This is a genomic window from Nocardia sp. NPDC004568, from assembly GCF_040609955.1.
Lineage (GTDB): Bacteria > Actinomycetota > Actinomycetes > Mycobacteriales > Mycobacteriaceae > Nocardia.
Genome location: NZ_JBEXLL010000106.1, coordinates 1 through 16,128 on the forward strand (window position 1 = coordinate 1; position 16,128 = coordinate 16,128).

General features: G+C 71.1%; 15 protein-coding genes. 11 read left to right on the top strand and 4 right to left on the bottom strand.

Features of this window, described 5'->3' with window-relative positions:
• Positions 1–62: 62 nt before the first annotated feature.
• Both ABZV91_RS29940 and ABZV91_RS29945 read right to left on the bottom strand, forming a co-directional pair.
• Positions 63–491 (bottom strand): DUF3040 domain-containing protein, encoded by a 429-nt coding sequence (locus ABZV91_RS29940; RefSeq protein WP_355248917.1) that lies wholly within the window; start codon positions 489–491, stop codon positions 63–65.
• 191 nt (positions 492–682) lie between these two features.
• Positions 683–1,078, bottom strand: coding sequence for an SAV_6107 family HEPN domain-containing protein (locus ABZV91_RS29945; protein ID WP_355248949.1), 396 nt, complete (start codon positions 1,076–1,078; stop codon positions 683–685).
• Between the two features lie 233 nt (positions 1,079–1,311).
• Here ABZV91_RS29945 and ABZV91_RS29950 point away from each other — a divergent pair, with 233 nt between their 5' ends.
• The 6 genes from ABZV91_RS29950 to ABZV91_RS29975 all read left to right on the top strand — a co-directional run bounded on the left by ABZV91_RS29950 (position 1,312) and on the right by ABZV91_RS29975 (position 6,762).
• Positions 1,312–1,929: an N-acetyltransferase gene (locus ABZV91_RS29950; protein WP_355248920.1), complete on the top strand. Its 618-nt coding sequence runs from the start codon at positions 1,312–1,314 to the stop codon at positions 1,927–1,929.
• Positions 1,926–3,491 (top strand): NAD(P)/FAD-dependent oxidoreductase, encoded by a 1,566-nt coding sequence (locus ABZV91_RS29955; protein ID WP_355248923.1) that lies wholly within the window; start codon positions 1,926–1,928, stop codon positions 3,489–3,491. The genes ABZV91_RS29950 and ABZV91_RS29955 overlap by 4 nt, the downstream gene beginning before the upstream one ends.
• 29 nt (positions 3,492–3,520) lie before the next feature.
• Positions 3,521–4,318 (top strand): carotenoid biosynthesis protein, encoded by a 798-nt coding sequence (locus ABZV91_RS29960; protein WP_355248952.1) that lies wholly within the window; start codon positions 3,521–3,523, stop codon positions 4,316–4,318.
• Between the two features lie 25 nt (positions 4,319–4,343).
• Complete coding sequence (locus ABZV91_RS29965) at positions 4,344–5,111, top strand: DUF3153 domain-containing protein (protein ID WP_355248926.1); 768 nt, start codon at positions 4,344–4,346, stop codon at positions 5,109–5,111.
• A complete protein-coding gene (locus ABZV91_RS29970) occupies positions 5,108–6,301 on the top strand; it encodes a glycosyltransferase (protein WP_355248928.1) in 1,194 nt (397 codons plus the stop codon). Before ABZV91_RS29965 ends, ABZV91_RS29970 begins: the two co-directional genes overlap by 4 nt.
• Positions 6,302–6,402: 101 nt before the next feature.
• The gene (locus ABZV91_RS29975) at positions 6,403–6,762 is read left to right on the top strand and encodes a hypothetical protein (protein WP_355248931.1); all 360 of its coding nucleotides are present in this window, start codon (positions 6,403–6,405) and stop codon (positions 6,760–6,762) included.
• Between the two features lie 25 nt (positions 6,763–6,787).
• Here ABZV91_RS29975 and ABZV91_RS29980 read toward each other — a convergent pair whose 3' ends face one another.
• The gene (locus ABZV91_RS29980) at positions 6,788–7,672 is read right to left on the bottom strand and encodes a methylenetetrahydrofolate reductase (protein WP_355248955.1); all 885 of its coding nucleotides are present in this window, start codon (positions 7,670–7,672) and stop codon (positions 6,788–6,790) included.
• A 322-nt stretch (positions 7,673–7,994) separates the two neighbouring features.
• On the opposite strand from ABZV91_RS29980, the gene ABZV91_RS29985 reads away from it, so the two are divergent.
• Genes ABZV91_RS29985 through ABZV91_RS30000 form a run of 4 tightly spaced genes read left to right on the top strand, consistent with a single transcriptional unit; the run spans position 7,995 to position 13,486 of the window.
• Complete coding sequence (locus ABZV91_RS29985) at positions 7,995–9,101, top strand: polyprenyl synthetase family protein (protein WP_355248957.1); 1,107 nt, start codon at positions 7,995–7,997, stop codon at positions 9,099–9,101.
• The gene (crtI, locus tag ABZV91_RS29990) at positions 9,025–10,761 is read left to right on the top strand and encodes a phytoene desaturase family protein (RefSeq protein ID WP_355248934.1); all 1,737 of its coding nucleotides are present in this window, start codon (positions 9,025–9,027) and stop codon (positions 10,759–10,761) included. Before ABZV91_RS29985 ends, crtI begins: the two co-directional genes overlap by 77 nt.
• 59 nt (positions 10,762–10,820) lie before the next feature.
• On the top strand, positions 10,821–12,503 hold the full coding sequence (locus tag ABZV91_RS29995) for an alpha-(1->6)-mannopyranosyltransferase A (protein ID WP_355248937.1): 1,683 nt from the start codon (positions 10,821–10,823) through the stop codon (positions 12,501–12,503).
• Positions 12,500–13,486: a phytoene/squalene synthase family protein gene (locus ABZV91_RS30000; RefSeq protein ID WP_355248940.1), complete on the top strand. Its 987-nt coding sequence runs from the start codon at positions 12,500–12,502 to the stop codon at positions 13,484–13,486. Before ABZV91_RS29995 ends, ABZV91_RS30000 begins: the two co-directional genes overlap by 4 nt.
• A 17-nt stretch (positions 13,487–13,503) precedes the next feature.
• Here the strand turns inward: ABZV91_RS30000 and ABZV91_RS30005 are convergent, their stop codons facing one another.
• Entirely contained in the window at positions 13,504–13,872 is a 369-nt protein-coding gene (locus ABZV91_RS30005; protein WP_355248943.1) for an Rv2175c family DNA-binding protein, read from the bottom strand.
• Between the two features lie 127 nt (positions 13,873–13,999).
• Here ABZV91_RS30005 and pknB point away from each other — a divergent pair, with 127 nt between their 5' ends.
• On the top strand, positions 14,000–15,931 hold the full coding sequence (gene pknB / locus ABZV91_RS30010) for a Stk1 family PASTA domain-containing Ser/Thr kinase (protein ID WP_355248946.1): 1,932 nt from the start codon (positions 14,000–14,002) through the stop codon (positions 15,929–15,931).
• Positions 15,932–16,128 lie beyond the last annotated feature (197 nt).

Genomic DNA, 16,128 nt, shown 5'->3' on the forward strand with positions numbered 1-16,128 from the left:
CCGCACCGGATTCCCGGTGCGGCACCGCTGTTCGGCTGCAGAGCCGGCGCGAGCGCCGGCGGCTACTCCTCGAACCTGCGGCGGAAACGATCCTCCATACGTTCGGTGAACCCGCCGGAACGGCGGGGACGCCCGCGCCCGCCGGCCCGTTCCGAGGAACCGGCCGCGGCGGAATCGCCCGGAGAACTCCCGCCCCGGCCCGGCGTGGCGCCCTTGGCGCCGCCGAGCAGGAGCAGCACTCCCGCGCCGAACATGACGATGAATCCGATCAGACTGATGATCGGGAAGCCGCCGGGCCGCACCGGAAGGGCGATACCCGCGACGAGTAGGACGAGCCCGAGTACGAACAAGGCCGCGGCCTGGAGTCTACGACGACTCGAGGTCGTACGAAGACGTCCACCGCGGACGGACGACGCGAACTTGGGATCCTCAGCATAGAGAGCGCTCTCGATCTGTTCGAGCATGCGCTGCTCGTGCTCGGAGAGTGGCACGGTACCTCCCCCGGCACTAGGACGTGGCTGTCGCCTCCGGGTAGGCGACAGATAACCCCTTGGCGGCTATCTGTCATCAATGATACGAGTTCGCCAAGAGTGGTACCACCATATGGGTGCAGCCGAACGAAGTTCGTCGCCGGATCGAATCCGGCGCGGGCCGAATCCAGAGGTCCGGCGGCCGGCGGCGCTCACCGGCGGGGCGCGTCGTCTCCGTCGCCCGCGGCGCGCAGCCGGGCGGCCGGCGCGATGAGATCCTCGACGTCGTGCAGGAAGGCAGCCACCCGCGAGGAGAACTCGTCGGCCGCCACCTCGTCGATATACCGGGGCAGGCCGGCCTCCAGCGCCGCCCGGGTCGCGGAATGGCCACTGAAATAGTCCGCCCACATCACGAATTCGGGCGCCGCGCGCTGCAACATCACCCACGCGTTACGGGAGCGGGCCCGGGGCGCGGTATCGGCGCCGGTGAGCGCCAGCACCGCCCCCGCGCCCCGGAGGGCCGCCAGATAGGCGACGCGAAATCGTTCCCGCGGATCCCGCTCCCCCGCCGCCTCCATGAGCAACCCGTCGGCGCGCCGCAACAGCATCCCCGCCCGTCCCGGTTGTACCGGGTGCACGCTTCGATCCGACATAGCCGTCCCTCCGTATCTCGCCCGTCACCCCCCGCAGCGGTCCACCGGTATGGCAGGCTGAGCGTGCACCGCGGGGGCGAACAGGTTTTCGAACGTTTGGCTCGAGCTTGAATATAGAGACGACCACCGACATGTTCGTGTGCCCGGAACCCGCCCTGCCGACCGCGAAAGAGCCCACCGATATCGCAATGACAGCCGTCAAGTCGAACAATCTCCCCGTCCCGGTCGTCGTCGACCTCTCGGTAGCCGCGCTGCGCGCCCGGTTGCACGACGCGCTGGCGGTCTACGTCGCAGCCATGGATTATCCGCACGGCACCGAACACCATCGGGCGCCGATGTGGACCGAGCACACCCACCGTGCGGGCTGGCAGGCGGTCGCCGCGGTGGTACCCGAGGACAACGGCGAGTTCGACCTGCGCCATTCCCCCCTCGTGGCCATCGCCTACGGCTATCGCGGCGGCCCCCATCAGTGGTGGCAGCAGCAGGTACACGCGGGGATGCGCCGCTCGGGGTGGCCGGAGCCGGCCGCCGCCCGGTTGCTCGGCGACTACTTCGAGCTCACCGAACTCCACGTACACCCCAGCGCGCAGGGTCGCGGTATCGGTGAGACCCTGCTCCAGCGGCTGCTGCGGGACCGCCCCGAACAGGCCGTACTGCTGTCCACCCCGGAGGTCGGCGAAGAGGACAACCGGGCCTGGCGCCTGTACCGGCGGATGGGTTTCCGCGACGTCCTGCGTGATTTCGTGTTCGCCGGCGACAACCGCCGCTTCGGGATCCTCGGCCGTCCGCTGCCACTGCTGCCATGAGCGTGGTGATCATCGGCTCCGGCCACAACGCGCTGGTGGCGGCCTGCTATCTGGCGCGGGGGGGTCGCCGGGTCCACGTCCTGGAGAGCGATACGGTACTGGGCGGGGCCGTATCGACCGTGGAGCGTTTCCCCGGCCACCGGGTCGATCGGGGTTCCTCGGCACATCTGATGGTCCGGCACACCGGGATCGTCGAAGAACTCGAACTGGCCCGTTTCGGGCTGCGCTACCTCGACTGCGACCCCTGGGCCTTCACCCCGGCCTGCCCGGAGACCGGCGCGCCGCCGATCGTGTTCCACCGCGACCTGGACCGGACCTGCGCGTCCGTGGCCGCCGCCTGCGGCGACCGCGACGCCGCGGCGTACCGGCGCTTCGTGACGGTCTGGGAGCCGCGGGCCCGCCGGGTCATGCGCTCGTTCGGCGGGGCGCCCACCGGGGGCCGGCTGCTGCGCTCGTTCTGGGGGCTGGACGCCCGTGACGGCGGCAGCGCGCTGTCCCGGGAGTTCCTGCAGTCCGGTGACGCGCTGCTGGACACCTGGTTCGACGACGAGCGGCTGAAGGCGGCGCTGGCGTGGTTCGGGGCGCAGTCGGGGCCGCCCATGTCCGAGCCCGGAACGGCGCCGATGGTGGCGTTCGCGGCGCTCATGCACACCCTGCCGCCCGGCCGGGCGGTGGGCGGCAGCGGTGCGCTCACCGAGGCGCTGGTGGCCCGGTTGCGCGGCGACGGCGGCCGGATCACGGCCGGTGACGCGGTCACCACGCTGACCCGCCGGGTCGACGGTTGGCGGGTCGGCACCGCGGCCGGTCGCGAATACGACGCGACCACGGTGATCGCGGGTACCCATATCCTCACCACCCTGGAACTGCTGCGCGCGGGCGGCTTCGATCCCGAACCGCTGCGGCGGTGGCAGCGGCGGATCCGGGTGGGCCCGGGTATCGGCATGGTGGTGCGGGCCGCGACCAGCGAGCTCCCGCGGTACCCGGGCGCGACACCCGCCGACTCGGCGACCGGACTGCAACTGCTGGTCTCGGATCGGCGCGATCTGGCGCTGGCCCACGGCAGCGCCCTGGGCGGCCGGTTACCACCTCGGCCCGTCGTGCTCGCGATGAGTTTCAGCGCGCTGGACCCGAGTATCGCGCCCGCCGGGCAGCATCAGCTCTCACTGTGGTCGCAGTGGCACCCCTACCGGCTGGCCGCCGACGGCGGCTGGGACCGGCACGCCGGCACCGAAGCGGACCGGATCATCGCCGAACTGGATCGGCACGCCCCCGGGTTCGCCGGCTCGGTCCTGGACCGGCACGTCCAGACGCCGGTGGATCTGGAACGCGAGATGGGGCTGCGCGGCGGCAATGTGATGCATGTGGAGATGAGCCTGGACCAGATGATGCTGTGGCGGCCACTGCCGGAACTGTCCGGGCAGCGGGTGCCCGGCGCACCCGGTCTCTACCTGACCGGTGCGTCGACCCATCCCGGTGGCGGCGTGTCCGGGGCCAGCGGGCGGACCGCCGCGCGCCTGGTTCTGCGCGACAGCCGCGGGATCCGCCGGTGGATACGCCGCTAGCGGGTCCGGCGGCCGGGCGGCGCCGGGACCTGCTGCCCGCGGGTCTGCTCGTCGTGCTGGTCGGTACCCAGATCGCCTACCCGCTGACCACCGGTCCGGCGCGTGACGCGGTGACGGTGGCCGTGGTCGTGCTGACGGCCGGGACGGCTCTGCTGCACGCGGCGGTGACGCGCGGGATCGGCTACGCGGCCGGGTTCGCGGTGATCGTCTCCGGGATCGGCCTGGTCGCCGAGGCAGTGGGCACGGCGACCGGGATACCGTTCGGGGCCTACGACTACGCGGACGGACGGATCGGGCCACAACTGTTCGATGTTCCCCTGGTGGTACCGCTCGCGTGGACCGGTGGACTGTATCCGATCTGGGTGGTCGCGGGCCTGCTGTGCCCGCGACCGGTGGCGCGGATCGGCGCGACCGCGGTGGGCGCGGTGGGCTGGGATCTGTTCCTGGACCCCCAGATGGTGGCCGACGGTCAATGGCAGTGGCAGGACGCCGATTCCGGGCTGCCCGGACTCTCGGTCGTCCCGTACACCAACTACCTCGGGTGGCTGGTGGTGGCGGCGGTGATGGCCGCGGCGCTCACCCCATGGGAGCGGGCCGCTCGCGGACCCGAGCGGCCCGGTATTCCGGTCCTGATGTTCCTGTGGACCTGGCTCGGGTCCGCGCTGGCGCACGCGGTGTTCCTCGGACTGCCGTATTCGGCCGCTTACGGGAGTATCGTCCTCGGTTTTCTCGGGGTTCCGCTGCTGGTCCGGCTGGTACGCGACGCCACCGGACGCGGGGGCGGGCACGATCGTCGAGTCGTCGGGCCCGTCGCATGGCGTCGGTGAGTTCCGGCCTGGCACCATGTCATCCGTGCCTCCGAGTCCCGTTACCGCGAAACCCGGCTCCCCGGTCCCCGCTCCACGCTCGCGCCGCCTGCGGCTGCGGATAGCCGCGGCCTTCGTCCTGGCCGCGCTGCTCACCCCGGCGCTGGCCGGGTGCCTGCGTGTACAGGCATCGATGGGCCTGTCTTCCAACGACCGGGTATCGGGCCGGATCGTGGCCGCGGTCGTCCCGGAGAACAGCGAGGACAAGGGCCCACAGCTCACCGCCCCCGAGGCGCTGGCGGCCAAGGTGCGTATCGAGCCGTACAACCAGGACGGGTATATCGGCAGTGAGGTGTACTTCGACGATCTCAACTTCGGCGAAGTGGAACAGCTCTCGCAGCTCTCGGAGCAGGCGCAGGGCCTGTTCGATCTGAAGTTCCAGCGCAACGGCGATCTGGTCAGCCTCAACGGCCGGGTGGATCTGGAGACCCTGGCCCCGCACGGGTCCGATGTGCAGCTGAGTGTGGCGTTCCCGGCCCGGGTCGCCAAGACCAACGGCAATCGCGAGGGCGATTCGGTGGTCTCCTGGAAACTCCCCGCCGGGGAGGTAAGCACCGTCCGCGCCGAGGTCGGTTACGCCGACCCGAATACGCGCTCCTTCGCGGGCTGGGCCGGAATCGTCGGCGGTATCACCCTCGCGGTCGCGGCCGTGGTCATCGCCCTCGCCTATGTGGACCGCAACCCGCCCCGGCCGGGCGCACCGGCCGGTTTCTCATTGCGGCGCTGGTGGGACGAGGTCAAATCCAACGCGTGAGCCGGCGGGCCCGGCCCTGGGGCCGGCGCGCGGTCGCCGCCGGGTCGGGTCTCGCTGTGGCCGGCGCCGTGCTCACCGCCTGGAATCGGCGCACCGTGCCGCGCCTGTCCTCCGCGCCCGCCCCGGTCGCCGAGCAGGTCACCGTCTGCGTGCCCGCCCGGGACGAGGCCGACCTGCTCCCGGGTCTGATCGCCGACCTGCGCGCCCAGACCGGGGTGGGGCGATTGCGCATCCTGGTCCTCGACGACGCCTCCGGCGATGACACCGTCGCGCGCGCCCGGCGGGCGATGGACGGTGACCCGCGCTGTGAACTGCTGCGTGGTACCACCGGCCCGCCGCCGGGCTGGACCGGTAAGGCCGCCGCCTGCGCCGCCCTCGCCGAGCACGCCCGGCGGACCGGAGGTGACACCGGGGTACTCGTTTTCCTCGACGCCGATGTCCGGCTCGCACCCACCGCGCTCGCCGCGGCGGTGGCGTGTCTGCGGGAGCGCGGCGTCGCGCTGCTGGCGCCCTGGCCGCGGCAGCGCGCGGAAACCGTGGTCGAACGCCTGGTACAGCCCCTGCTGTGCTGGTCGTGGGCGTCCACGCTGCCGGTCACCCGGGCCGATCGCGGTACCCGTGGTTCGACCGTCGTGTCCTGTGGCCAGTTCCTGGTCTTCGACGCGGCGCGGTATCGCGCGATCGGCGGTCACGCGGCCGTCGCCGGCAGTGTCACCGAGGATCTCGATATCGCCCGGACCCTGCGCCGTGCCGGAGACCGGACCGCGGTGGCGGCCGCGGGCGGACTGGCGCGTACCCGGATGTACCGGGGCGCGCGCGACCTGGTGACCGGCTACGACCGCTGGCTCTGGTCCGCCTATGGCGGTTCGGTCGCCGGCGGTCTGGCAGTGGGCGCCGTCGCCGTGTGGGCGTACTGGCTGCCTCCGGCCGTGGCCGTCCTGGGCCGCGGCCGGCTGCGCCGGATCGGCCTGCTCGGGTACCTCGCCGCGGTGACCGGCCGGCTGCTGGCCCGTGCCCTGGAGTCGGGCGGGCGGCCGGATCGCGGCGACCTCACCGACGCTCTCGCCCACCCCGCCTCGGTCGCCGCCTATCTGCTGCTGTGGCAACACTCACAACGCGCGCGCCGCCGCAACGCGCTGACCTGGCGTGGGCGTGCTCTGACACCCGGCCAAGAGCTGGATTCTCGGTGATTCTTGGTCTTGTGCCTTCCGGGCACCCGGCCGGATGATGAACCCGCCCGGCACGACCGGCGGGCAGGGCCTCGCGGCCCGGGTTTCGAGGAGGCTGCACCATGACCGTCGTCGGCCACACGAGCGTCGATACCACCTGGACGCAATGGCTCGAGCGATGCTCGGTCCGGCTGCGCAGCCCGCACAGCGCCGGCGAACCGGTCGCCCGGCATCGACTCGGCGAATCACCGGAGCTGCTGCCGGGGCTGCCCGGCACCTGGTGGGTCATCGACGGCCGGGTGTTCATCGCGGCCAAACCCGGCGACCGCCTCGACCACGCCGGGGAGCGGATCGCGGGAATCGAGATCCTCGACCCGGTCGACGGCGCCCCCGGGCTCATCCTGCGCCACGACGACCACGCGCTCGAGGTGGTCCGTCGGGGCGACCGGATCGCCGTCCACGTCTACGCCCCGGCCGACTGAACTCTGCGCACCGGCCCGGCGCCGCTCAGGCGCTGATCGGCGCGGCGGTGACGCCGTAACCCAGGTTGGCCAGTACTTCGCTGGTCGCCTTGGCGAAGTTCAGGGTGATGAAATGCAGACACGGGGCACCCTCGGCGATCAACCGCTCCCCCATCTCGGTGGCGATCTCGATACCCGCGGCCCGGACCGCGGCGCGATCCTCCTCCGGCCCCGCGCCGGCGGCCCGGCGCAGCCGGTCGACCACCCGTTCCGGTAACGGCCGGCCGCACAACTGCTCTGCGCGCTCGACCGTCCGCAGCGAGGTGATCGGCATCAGTTCCGGAATGATCGGTTTGGCGCCCTCCACCGGATCCAGGGCGGCGATGCGATCGCGCAACCGGAGATAGTCGTCGACGTCGAAGAACATCTGGGTGATCGAATACTCCGCGCCCGCACGCAGTTTCGCCGCCAGATGGGCGGTGTCGTGGTCGAGGTCGAGCGAACGGTGATGGCCCTGCGGGAAGGAGGCGACCCCCACATGGAAATCGCCCAGGTCACGCACGATACGTACCAGCTCCTCGGCGTACTCCACCCCCTCCGGGTGTTTATGCCATTCGCCCAGCGGATCGCCCGGCGGGTCGCCGCGCAGCACGAGGATATTGCTGATCCCGGAATCGGCGTAGGCCCCGACGATCGACCGCAACTCGGCGACGCTGTGCCCGACCGCCGTGAGATGGCCGACCGGCAACAGGGTGGTCTGCAGGGCGAGCTCACCGGTGACCCGCACCGTGCGCTCCCGGGTGCTCCCACCGGCACCGTAGGTCATCGAGACGAACGCCGGATGCATCCGTTCGAACGTGCGCACCGCACGCCACAACCGCTGTTCCCCCGCCTCGTCGCGGGGCGGGGAGAACTCCACGGAGAACGGCACCGCGCCGCCGGCGTGCCGGCGCAGGCTCTGCACGACCGAAGGCGTCGCGGAGACGTCCGGTGACGTGGAGGACGGCCGGCCAGGGGTCGGGAGTCCCCGCGCGTTGTCGAAAGTCACCGGCCCAGTCTAGAGCCGACCGGTGCCTCGTCCCGATCCTCTCCCATCGCCGCCTCCCGATCCGCGCCGTGGGCGCGCGCGTATTCTGCGATCAGGTCCCGCCGGCGCGGCGGGGGCACGTGGGTGGCTCCGCGGCACCTGTTCCGGTCGCCGCGTGCCCACGCTATCGACGATCTGGGAGGTCACCCTGTCAGCCGGTACCGGTATCCCGACCCGGTCGGGCCCCACCACGGCCGTTCCCGGGACAACGGCATTCGCCACGGCCGTAGAGCAGGCGCTGACCGAGTTCTTCACCACCCGCCGCGACCCGGTCGCCGAATTGGGCCCGGTATTCGCCGAGAGTGTCGAGGCCCTCGAATCGTTCACCCTGCGCGGCGGCAAACGCACCCGGCCGGGATTCGCCTGGACGGGATGGCTGGGCGCGGGCGGCGATCCCGCGAACGCCGAGGCGGCGGCCGTGCTCCGGGCCTGTTCGGCCCTGGAACTCGTCCAGGCCTGCGCGCTGATCCACGACGACATCATCGACTGCTCCCGCACCCGGCGCCGCTTCCCGACCGTGCACGTGGACTTCGAACAGCGGCATCGGCAGGCCGGCTGGGCCGGGGATTCCGCACACTACGGCGAATCGGTGGCCGTTCTGCTCGGCGATCTGGCGTTGGCCTGGGCCGACGATATGGTGCACGACGCGGGCCTGGACGCGGCGGCGCTGGCGCGTTTCGCCCCGGTGTGGGCGCGGATGCGCACCGAGGTCCTGGGTGGCCAACTGCTCGATGTCCACGGTGAGGCCAGCGGCGACGAATCGGTGGCCGCGGCGCTGCGGATCAATCGGTACAAGACCGCGGCCTACACCGTGGAACGGCCGCTGCATCTCGGCGGGGCGCTCGCCGACGCCGATCCCGGGCTCGTCGCGGCCTATCGCACCTACGGAACCGATATCGGGATCGCCTTCCAGCTCCGCGACGATCTGCTGGGTGTTTTCGGTGATCCCACCGTGACCGGCAAACCGTCCGGTGACGATCTGCGCGAGGGTAAACGCACCGTGCTGGTCGCGGAGGCCCTGCAGCGCGCCGCGGAGACGGATCCGGCCGCCGGCGATACCCTGCGTACCGCGATCGGTACCGACCTGTCGGACGCGCAGGTCGGTGAATTGCGCGCCCTGCTCATCGAACTCGGCGCGGTCGACGCGGTCGAGGCCAGGATCAGCGCACTCACCGAGCAGGGCCTGGACGCGATCGATGCCAGTACCGCCACGCCGGAGGCCAAGACACGACTCCGCGAGATGGCCCTGGCGGCCACCCGGCGCACGGCGTGACCGGCGGCGACAGGCGAGAAGCCGCTCCGGCGGCGCGCCGCGACGAGCGGAAGGGCCCGTCGTGAAGTCGATACCGGGGCCGGTGGAACAGGTGGTCGTGGTCGGTGCGGGACTGTCCGGGTTGTCGGCCGCGCTGTATCTGACCGGCGCCGGGTGTGCGGTGACCCTGGTGGAACGTGCCGATCATGTCGGCGGCCGGGTCGGGCGATACCGGTTCGCCGACTACGAGATCGATTCGGGCGCCACCGTCCTCACTCTCCCCGGGCTCCTCGACGACGCACTGGCGGCGGTGGGTTCCGATGTCTCGCGTGCGCTGCCGCCGCTGCGGATCCGACCGCTGGCCCCGGCCTACCACGCCCGTTTCGCGGACGGATCCGACATGCGGGTCTTCTCCGATCCGGAGCGGATGAGCGCCGAGGTGACGCGCGCCTGCGGGCCGGAGGAAGCCGTGCGATATCGCCGGTTACGGGATTGGCTGGGTCGCGTGTTCCGGGCCGAGTACGACGAATTCCTGGCGACGAACTTCGATTCACCGCTGGATATGGTGCGGTACCCGGACAAACGCGCGGCCCTGCTCCGGCTGGTCCGACTCGGCGGCTTCGGCCGGTTGGGCACCCGGGTCACCCGGACGCTGCGCGATCCACGGCTGGCCCGGCTGTTCACCTTTCAAGCGCTGTACGCGGGGATGGCACCCGAACAGGCACTCGGGGTCTACGGCGCGATCCCCTATATGGACACCGCCCTCGGCGTCTACTTCCCCGAGGGCGGAATGCGCGCGGTCGCCGAAACCCTGGCCGGCGCGTTCACCGCGGCCGGCGGCCGCCTGGAACTCGGCACCGAGGTCACCGGACTCGACTACCGCCGCGGCCGGGGATCCGACCGGGCCCGGCGGGTCCTGCTGGCCGACGGCCGGGCCCTGCCCTGCGACGCGGTGGTCCTCACCGCCGACCTCGGTGCGCTGGACCGTTTCGGCGTCCGTCCCCGGCGCGGGTTACGGGCCTCGCCGTCGGCGGTCGTCGCCCACGGCACCGTACCCGCCGGCATTGCCGAGAAGTGGCCGGTACAGGCTCATCACACCATCGACTTCGGCGCCGCCTGGACCCGGACCTTCGCCGAGATCACGCCGCGCCGCGGTGGTCGGCTCATGAGCGATCCCTCGCTGCTGCTCACCCGGCCCGCTGTCAGCGATCCCGGCCTGTACCTCACCCGCGGCGCGACCCGATACGAACCGTTCTCGCTGCTCGCCCCCTGTCCGAACCTGGATTCCGCGCCGCTGGACTGGGACCGGCTGGCCCCCTCCTACCTGCGCGAACTGCTCGCGGTCCTGGAGCGGCGCGGGTATCAGGGGATCTCCGAGCACTTCACCGTCGACCGGCTCGACACGCCCGCGACATGGCGCGATCAGGGCATGCTCGCGGGAACTCCGTTCTCGGCCGCCCATCTGTTCCGCCAGACCGGGCCCTTCCGCACCCGGAATCTCGCGCCCGGCAAGGAGAACGTGGTCCTGGCCGGATGCGGCACCACCCCCGGTGTCGGTGTGCCGACCGCGCTGCTGTCGGGAAAACTCGCGGCACAACGCGTTGTGGGCGAGAATCGCGGGGTCCGGACGCGCGCCCCTGCCACCGTCCGGCCGCCTTCCGCGACGGAAGCCGTAAACTGAGCGCCGACCTATTCACCCGCGGTTGCGACCGCCGACCATCCAGGGGGGACCGACACCAGATGCCAGCCCCCCATATGCACACCACCACCAGCACCGTTCCGGTCCCCGACACCGATCCGGCCGTCGCCGGGCCGCCGCCCGCGCGGGTGAGCGCGGGTACCCATCTCGCACCCGGCTTCTGGGGCCGGGTGCGCGTCTGCGGCGATTTCCTGCGCAGCCCGGAGGGCCACGCGGCCCTGCTCGGATTCGCCGGCGCCCTGATGATCACCTTCGGCGGTTTCGGCGCCGGGGGCGTCCGCAAACGGGATCCGCTGCTCGAGGCGGTCCACCTGTCCTGGTTGCGGTTCGGCCACGGCTACGCGCTGTCGATGATCTGTGTCTGGGCCGGGGTGCTGATGATGGTGGCGGCCTGGGTCCGGCTGGGCCGGATCACGCTGGGATTCGGTGGTCACTCCGGTGAGGTTCGGCTCAACGAACTGCGCGCCATCGTCGGCATCTGGATCGCGCCGCTCATGTTCGCGGTCCCCATGTTCAGCCGCGACGCCTACTCCTATCTGGCCCAGGGCGCGTTGCTGCGCGACGGTTTCGACCCGTATCAGGTCGGCCCGGTCGCCAATCCGGGCATCCTGCTCGACAATGTGAGCACGGTCTGGACCACCACCACCGCGCCCTACGGCCCGGTGTTCCTGCTGATGGCCCGGGCGATCACCGCCGTCACCGGCGACAGCGTGGTCGGCGGCACGATCGCCCTGCGGTTCGTGATGCTGCCCGGCCTGGTCCTCATGATGTGGGCCGTGCCGTACCTGACCAAGCACCTGGGCGGTAGACCGACCGTCGCCCTGTGGCTGGCGGTGCTCAACCCGCTGGTACTCATCCACCTCATCGGCGGCGTGCACAACGAGATGCTGATGGTCGGCCTGATGTGCGCGGGGATCGCGCTGGTGCTGGAACGCCATCATGTGGCCGGCATCGTGGTGGTGGCCATCGGGGTCGCGATCAAGGCGACCGCGGGCGTCGCGCTGCCCTTCCTGGTGTGGATCTGGATGCTGCACGAACGCGAGCGCCGCGCCGCGGACGGTCAGCGCGCGGAACTGGCCACCAGCAGCCGGGAGTTCCTGGCCCACCACTGGAAGATGTTCGCCAAGATCGCGGGTCTCGGTCTCGCGGTGTTCGCGGCGGTGTTCGTGGCGGCGTCGGCGATCGCCGGCGTCGGGATCGGCTGGCTCACCGCGCTGTCGGGGTCGCGCAAGATCATCAACTGGTTGTCGCTGCCCACCGTCATGGCGCACGCCGTCACCTGGATCACGCCCTTCGGGCTGGACTCGACCCTCGAGGTGACCCGCATGCTGTGCATGCTGGCGCTGGTGGTGCTGCTGGTGTGGACCTGGTGGCGATTCAAACTCACCGAACGCGACGCGGTTCTGGGCATCCTGATCGCCTTCGTCGCCATCGTCATCCTCTCACCGGCCGCGCTGCCCTGGTACTACTCGTGGCCGCTGGCGCTGGCCGCCGGTTTCGCACTGTCCACCACCACGCTCATGACACTGGTCGGTGTCTGTACCTGGTTGATGCTGGTGTTCCAGCCCGACGGTTCGATCGGGCTGTACAACTTCTGGCATGTCGCGGCCGCGACATTCGCCTCCGTGGTCGCCGCCCTCTCGCTGCGCACCGTCGACCCGCTGCGGTTACGCGGTACGCCGCCCCGAGCGGTTCCCGCGCCCGCTGTCTCCGGCGGTCTGTGAACGGCCGCAGCGTTGTGCGGCCCGGCACGGCCGCGCCGCCCCGGGCCGATCCGCCCGCCGACGCCACCGCGCTGCGCGATGCCTACCGGCACTGCCGCCGGGTGGCCGCGGCGCACGGTCGTTCCTATTATCTGGCGACCCGCCTGCTGTCGGCCGATCGCCGCCCGGCGGTCCACGCGCTGTACGGTTTCGCGCGCACAGTCGACGATATCGTCGACGATCCACACGCGGCCGACGACCCACAGCGGGCCGTGACCGCACTCGACGCGGTCGAACATCGTCTCCGCGACGCGTGGTCCCGGCCGGTGGCGCCGCATACCGATCGGGCGCTCCCCACGGCGTTCGATCGGGTCGTCCCGGCGCTCACCGACACGGTCGCCCGGTTCGCGATCGACCCGCGCCACTTCTGGACCTTCCTGGACTCCATGCGTATGGACATCCCCGGCTCACCGCTGTTCCGCGACCGCTACCCCACCATGGCGGCGCTGCACGAGTACATGCGCGGCTCGGCCGCCGCCATCGGTCTGCAACTGCTGCCCGTACTGGGCACGGTCGGTCCGGCGGCCGAGGCCGAGCCCGCGGCCGCCGCGCTCGGCGACGCCTTCCAGCTCACCAATTTCCTACGCGATATCGGCGAGGATCTCGATCGCGGCCGGATCTATCTGCCGGCCGCCGAGCTGGCGGCCTTCGGAGTGGACGAGGCACTGCTGCTCGACTGCCGGCGCACCGGTCGGACCGATCGCCGCCTACGCCGGGCGCTGACGCATCTGATCGCGGTCAACCGCGACCTGTACCGCTGCGCCCGGCCGGGTATCGAGTTGCTGAGTCCCCGGGTGCGTCCCGGTATCCGTACCGCCACGGCCCTCTACGCGGCCATCCTCGACCGCATCGAGGACAGCGGCTACGCCGTGTTCGCGCAGCGCGCCGTCGTGCCGCAGCGGCGGAGACTGCGGCTGGCCGCGCACGCGGCCCTCGGTCGCTGAGGGCCGCGTGCGCCGGTTCAGAACGGTTCGGCGGCGGCGCGGCGCAGCACCTCACGCGCCAGCGGCCCGTGCAACGCCTCCACCGGTTTGCCCGGCAACGTATCGTCGTCGGTGAAGATCCACTCCAGGATCTCCTCGTCGGTGTATTTCGCGTCGCGCATCACCGTGATCAGGCCGGGCAGGAATCTGAGGATCGCGCCCGTATCGTCGAAGAAGATCTCGGGGACACCGACCACGCCGTCACGCCGGACGGCCAGCAACTGGTTGTCGCGCAGCATCTGATGCACCCTGGTCACCACGACGCCCAGTTTCTTCGCGACTTCGGGCAACGCGAGCAGGGGTACCGAGGCGGGCAGGACATCGGTACTACAGGGAAAGGCACTCACGGGAGACAACGGTAGACGCTGCCCGCCTCCCTGCCGTGAGACACCCGCAACGGCCCGGCCGATACCATCGACAACAGCCGCGCGGGGCGGCCACCGTGTGGAGCACGGTAGGAAAGTGGAGAGGTTCGTGACAGCCGGAACAGAATTGATCGGCGCCGTACTGGACCGGCGCTACCGGATAGACGCGCCGATCGCCCGCGGTGGGATGTCGATGGTGTTCCGCGGGGTGGACACCCGGCTGGGCCGCCAGGTCGCCATCAAGGTGATGGATCCCAAGTTCGCCGGCGACCCCCAGTTCCTGAGCCGTTTCGAATTCGAAGCCCGCGCCGTCGCCGGCCTGAAACACCCGTCTCTGGTCGAGGTGTACGACCAGGGCATGGACGGCGAATACCCGTTTCTGGTCATGGAGCTGGTCCAAGGCGGCACCCTGCGCGAACTGCTGCGCGAGCGCGGCCCGATGCCGCCGCACGCGGTCCGCGCCGTCGCCGAACCGGTACTGGCCGCGATCGGCGTCGCGCACGCCGCCGGGCTGGTGCATCGCGATGTGAAACCGGAGAACGTGCTGATCTCCGATTCCGGCGATGTCAAGATCGCCGATTTCGGCCTGGTGCGCGCGGTGGCCGCGGCCAACACCACCTCGGCCAGCGTCATCCTCGGCACCGCGGCCTACCTCTCGCCCGAACAGGTCACCTCCGGCAGCGCCGACGCCCGCAGCGATGTGTACGCGTTCGGCATCCTTATCTTCGAGCTGCTCACCGGCCGGGTGCCGTTCACCGGCGACAATTCGCTGTCGGTGGCCTACCAGCGGGTGGAGAACGACGTGCCGAGCCCCAGCGAGTTCATCGCCGGGGTCCCGCCCGAATTCGACCGGCTGGTCGCCCGGGCCACCGCCCGGGAACCCGCCCACCGGTTCGCCGACGCGGGCGAGATGGTCGCCGAACTGCGGGCCATCGCCGCACGCCTGGAGTTGCCCGCCTACCGGGTCCCCGCCCCTCAGGACTCGGCCGAACACACCAGTGCCCACCATCCGGTCACCCGGCCCGCCCCCGAACCGGCCGCCGTCGGCGATCCCCAGGCCACCCGGATGGTGACCACGGCCCGGCCCCGCACCGATCCGCCACCGCCCGCCTATATCCCGCCGCAGCAGCCCACCCAGTACAGCGCCTATCAGGAGAGCCGGGCCAACCATCGGCGCACCGGCATGATCTGGGCCGCCGTGGTGGTCGTGCTGACCCTGCTGGTCGGCATCGGCGGCTGGTGGCTCGGCATGGGCCGCTATGCCACCGTCCCGTCCGTCGCCGGCATGTCGGTCCAGAACGCCACCGCCGAGTTGCAGGACGCCGGATTCGAGACCGGCACCCGGGACAAGGCCTCCGATACCGTCCCCGTCGGCGGTGTCGTGGGTACCGATCCGGGCCCGGGCGCCCGCGAGACCAAGGGCTCCACCGTCGACATCCTGGTCTCCAGCGGCAAACCCCAGGTGCCCTCGGTATCCCCCGGTGCCGACTGGGACGAAGTCCAGCAGCTGATCCGCGACCAGGGCCTGCAACCGGTCGACGCCGGCGAAGTCGCCAGCACCGCACCCGAGGGCACACTGGCCCGTATCGATCCCGGGCCCGGCACGGTACTGCCCGCCGGCGCCCATGTGCAGGTCTGGAAGAGCAACGGATCCAAACCCGTCCGACTACCGGATCTCCGCGCCGACACCCCCGATCAAGCCCGGCAGAAACTGACCGACCTCGGGCTCACGGTCGGCGGTGAACGCCCCGTCTACGACAAACTCGTCGAAGCCGGCCGGGTCATCGGCACCGACCCCGCCGTCGGCACCACCGTCGATGCCGGCTCCACGGTCACCCTGCTGATCTGCGAAGCCGTCACCATGCCCTCGGTCACGGGGAAGAGGGTCTCCGAAGCCCGCCACACGCTGGAATCCCTCGGGCTGACGGTCCAGGTCCGGCAGCTGGCGCCACTGGATTCCTCGGCCGTGGTCTCCCAGAACCCACCCGCCAACGCCAACGTCGAACCCGGCGCGACGGTCACCATCGTCGCCTTCCCCTGACCGCCACCCCGGCCACGAGAGCCCTCCGGCGAGAACCCCGACAGCGACCCCATCAGGTGCAAGTCCACGTACAGACCCGGCCCCCCAATGCCGACGCAACCCGTATGTGTCGAGTCTTACGAGACACCCCAAAGGGTTGAGGCCCGTCTCGCCGTTTCGGCCTCGAAAGCGCCGCGCGAAGCGCAAGTCTCGAGGCG

What these genes read in the sequence shown, in the direction of transcription:
- ABZV91_RS29945 (WP_355248949.1), bottom strand. Translation starts at nt 1,078, where the DNA reads ATGCTGTTGCGGCGCGCCGACGGGTTGCTCATGGAGGCGGCGGGGGAG.
- ABZV91_RS29950 (WP_355248920.1), top strand. Translation starts at nt 1,312, where the DNA reads ATGACAGCCGTCAAGTCGAACAATCTCCCCGTCCCGGTCGTCGTCGAC.
- ABZV91_RS29955 (WP_355248923.1), top strand. Translation starts at nt 1,926, where the DNA reads ATGAGCGTGGTGATCATCGGCTCCGGCCACAACGCGCTGGTGGCGGCC.
- ABZV91_RS29975 (WP_355248931.1), top strand. Translation starts at nt 6,403, where the DNA reads ATGACCGTCGTCGGCCACACGAGCGTCGATACCACCTGGACGCAATGG.
- crtI (WP_355248934.1), top strand. Translation starts at nt 9,025, where the DNA reads ATGCCAGTACCGCCACGCCGGAGGCCAAGACACGACTCCGCGAGATGG.
- ABZV91_RS29995 (WP_355248937.1), top strand. Translation starts at nt 10,821, where the DNA reads ATGCCAGCCCCCCATATGCACACCACCACCAGCACCGTTCCGGTCCCC.